1 protein-coding gene is annotated in these 530 nt (G+C 44.5%); it reads right to left on the bottom strand.

The features are described 5' to 3' along the window. Positions 1-530, bottom strand: a 530-nt coding sequence (locus tag I6E38_RS15065; RefSeq protein ID WP_475595054.1) for an IS1634 family transposase, incomplete at both ends; no start/stop codon positions are given.

Here is a 530-nt window from a genome sequence, read left to right as displayed (position 1 = left end):
AACATTGTTTGGGTGTAAACCTCCTTGTTCAGAGGTAGCTTAATTTGTATTGTCGTGATTGTCTTTGCCAATGCAAGCACCTTGTCCACGCTCATCTTAATCTCTGAGACTTTCAGCATGCGCTCCAATTCCTTGTACACTTTCAAAGCCACAAAGCAGATGCATATATGAGCTTCAATACGTTTGCGTGTAAAGTGAAACATGGGGCGTATCTCTATCTTTGATTTGGCTATACGGAAAGCCCGTTCTACGTGCCAAAGGTTGTGATATGCTGTATATACATCCTGTATTGGTATATCCGTATTGGTGAGATATCCTTTTAGCCCGTCCCATTTGGAGTCGTCGGCAACACGGTCATAGTTGATGGCGACTTTCACCTCACCATCCATGGATAAGAACTTATTGTAACCTCTCTTGTTGATGTTACCTTTCGTGAGCGCGCCATGCTTGTAAGCCTTTTCCAACCTGCGTATTCCCTTCTCCCGGTTATAGGCATCTTTCTTTGCACGGTCATCCGTATAGCCGACCAG

Source organism: Leyella stercorea, from assembly GCF_021531355.1.
In the GTDB taxonomy this organism is placed as follows: domain Bacteria; phylum Bacteroidota; class Bacteroidia; order Bacteroidales; family Bacteroidaceae; genus Prevotella.
Note: the sequence above shows the minus strand (reverse complement) of the source record. Positions and strands in the feature narration are given on the sequence as shown.